The organism is Inquilinus sp. (genome assembly GCF_057815775.1).
Genome location: NZ_JBYRFX010000885.1, coordinates 1 through 2544, shown reverse-complemented (window position 1 = coordinate 2544; position 2544 = coordinate 1). Strand labels below are relative to the sequence as shown.

Genomic DNA, 2544 nt, shown 5'->3' with positions numbered 1-2544 from the left:
GCAGCGTGGCGTCGGGCCGGGACAGCTTGATCGCCACCGTCTTCGGGTCGACCACCACGACGTCGGCGACCGAGGCCAGCTCGCTCTTGCGCAGGCTGTCCGGCAGGGTGCGGGCGCGGTCGAGATTGGCCTTCACCGCGGCGGCGTCGATCACCGAGCCGTCCTGGAAGGTGGCACCCTCGCGCAGCGTGAGGGTCAGGGTCAAATTGTCGTCGCTCCACGACCAGGCGGTGGCCAGCTGCGGCACGAAGCCGAGCTCCGGCGTGATGTCGATCAGCTTGTCGCAGAGCGAGGCGAAGACGATGCGGCCGACGAAGGTGCGGGCCCGGTGCGGGTCCAGCACGTCGGGGTCTTCGTTCAGGCCGATCCGCAGCGTGGTCTGGCCATAGGCCGTGCCGCTGAGCAGCAGGCCGGCGAGCATGAGGAGAATGGGGCGTGCGCGCATGTGTGAGCCTCCTGTTCGGTTTCTTATGATCGGGCGAGCTGCGCCTGGCGGGCGCGGTACAGCGACAGCCGCGCCGCCAGGTTCGGCGGCGTCGGCGGGGCGGTCAGGGCGCCGCTGCCGGCATCCTGGATCTCGCGCCAGAAATGGCAGGCGACGCTGCGGCCGGGCGCCGCCTCCTCGGCCACCGGCCGGGCCTCGCTGCACAGCGGCTTGGCGTGCGGGCAGCGGGTGTGGAAGCGGCAGCCGGGCGGCGGCGCGGTCGGGCTCGGCACGTCGCCCTGCAGCAGGGTCTTGGCCCGGCGGCCGGCCGGGCTGGGCACCGGGATCGCCTTCATCAGCGCCTGGGTGTAGGGGTGCAGCGGCGCATCGAACAGCGCGTCGACCGGCGCCTGCTCGACGATCTCGCCGAGATACATCACCGCCACCCGGTCGCTCATGTGCCGGATCACGGCCAGGTCGTGGGCGACGATCACCAGGGTCAGGCCGAACTGTTCCTTCAGTTCCTCCAGCAGGTTGATCACCTGCGCCTGGATCGAGACATCGAGGGCCGAGACCGGCTCGTCGCCGACGATCAGCACCGGCTGCCCGGCCAAAGCGCGGGCGATGCCGATGCGCTGGCGCTGGCCGCCGGAGAATTCATGCGGATAACGGCCGGCATGGTCCGGCAGCAGGCCGACGATGCGCAGCAGCTCCGCCACCCGCTCGCGCCGCTCGGCCCGGGGGGCCAGGCGGTGCAGCCAGATCGGCTCGCCGACGATATCGCCCACGGTCATGCGCGGGTTCAGCGAGGCGAAGGGGTCCTGGAAGATGATCTGCAGCTCGCGCCGCAGCGCCCGCATCTCGCGCGGGCTCAGCGCCGTCAGGCTGCGGCCGCGATAGACCACGTCGCCCGCGGTCGGTTCGATCAGCCGCAGCAGCAGTCGGCCCAGGGTCGACTTGCCGCAGCCGGATTCGCCGACCACGGCGAAGGTCTCGCCCCGCCGGATCGCCAGCGACACGCCGTCGACCGCATGCACCAGCGGTGACCCGCCCAGCAGGCTGCGCCCGCCGCCGAAGCGCTTGACCAGGCCTTGGGCCTCCAGAAGTGCTGTCTCGCTCATGCGGCGCCTCCGGCGTGCAGTTCCAGCGGCGCGAACCAGCAGGCGGCGCGGTGGTCCGGCCCGACCAGGGCGGCGGGCGGCGCCTCGGCGGCGCAGCGTGGCGCGGCGAAGGGGCAGCGCGGGGCGAAGCGGCAGCCGGCGGGCATGCGGTCGGCCGGCGGCACCGTGCCGGGGATGGTGGCCAGCCGCCCTTCGCGCCGGCCCAGCGACGGCACCGACCCCATCAGGCCGATGGTGTAGGGGTGCTGCGGGTCGGCGAAGATGGCGTCGACCGGGCCGGATTCGACGATGCGGCCGGCATACATCACCGCCACCTGGTCGGCGACCTCCGCCACCACGCCCAGATCGTGGGTGATCAGGATCATGGCGGTGCCGGTCTCGTCCTGCAGCCGGCGCACCAGCGCCAGGATCTGCGCCTGGATGGTCACATCCAGCGCCGTGGTCGGCTCGTCGGCGATCAGCAGCTGCGGCGCGTTGGCCAGGGCCATGGCGATCATGGCGCGCTGGCGCATGCCGCCCGACAGCTGGTGCGGATAGGCGTCCAGCCGCTTTTCCGGCGCCGGGATGCGCACCCGCTGCAGCATCTCCAACGCCCGGCCGCGGGCCTCGGTCCTGCCCATCGCCTTGTGCCGGCGGATGCCCTCGGCGATCTGGTTGCCGATGGTGAAGGCCGGGTTCAGCGACGTCATCGGCTCCTGGAAGATCATCGCCATCCGGTCGCCGCGGATGTCGGCGCGCTGCCGGTCGGTCAGGCGGAACAGGTCGCGGCCCTCGAACATGGCGGTGCCGGCGGTGACCCGCGCCACCGGCGGCAGCAGCCCCATCAGCCCCAGGGCGGTGATGCTCTTGCCGCAGCCGGATTCGCCGACGATGCACAGCGTCTCGCCGCGGGCGACGGAGAAGGAGACGCCGTCGACCAGGCTGTGGTCGCGGCCGAGCGACAGACTGAGGCTGAAATTCTCGACCGCCAGCACGGTCTCTCGGGCCGGGGCCACGGCG

The 2544-nt window shown here is 72.4% G+C and carries 3 protein-coding genes; all 3 read right to left on the bottom strand.

Annotated features, from left to right (window positions below; translation table 11 throughout):
* Positions 1-445, bottom strand: a 445-nt coding sequence (locus tag AC3XYG_RS31775) for an ABC transporter substrate-binding protein (RefSeq protein WP_489143888.1), incomplete at its 3' end; no start/stop codon positions are given.
* A 23-nt stretch (positions 446-468) separates the two neighbouring features.
* Complete coding sequence (locus tag AC3XYG_RS31770) at positions 469-1545, bottom strand: ABC transporter ATP-binding protein (RefSeq protein WP_489143887.1); 1077 nt, start codon at positions 1543-1545, stop codon at positions 469-471.
* Positions 1542-2540, bottom strand: a complete 999-nt coding sequence (locus AC3XYG_RS31765; RefSeq protein ID WP_489143889.1) for an ABC transporter ATP-binding protein — start codon at positions 2538-2540, stop codon at positions 1542-1544. Before AC3XYG_RS31765 ends, AC3XYG_RS31770 begins: the two co-directional genes overlap by 4 nt.
* Between the last annotated feature and the right edge of the window lie 4 nt (positions 2541-2544).

Excerpts from the sequence above, each read along its gene's own strand:
- AC3XYG_RS31770 (WP_489143887.1), bottom strand. The coding sequence starts at position 1,545 with ATGAGCGAGACAGCACTTCTGGAGGCCCAAGGCCTGGTCAAGCGCTTC.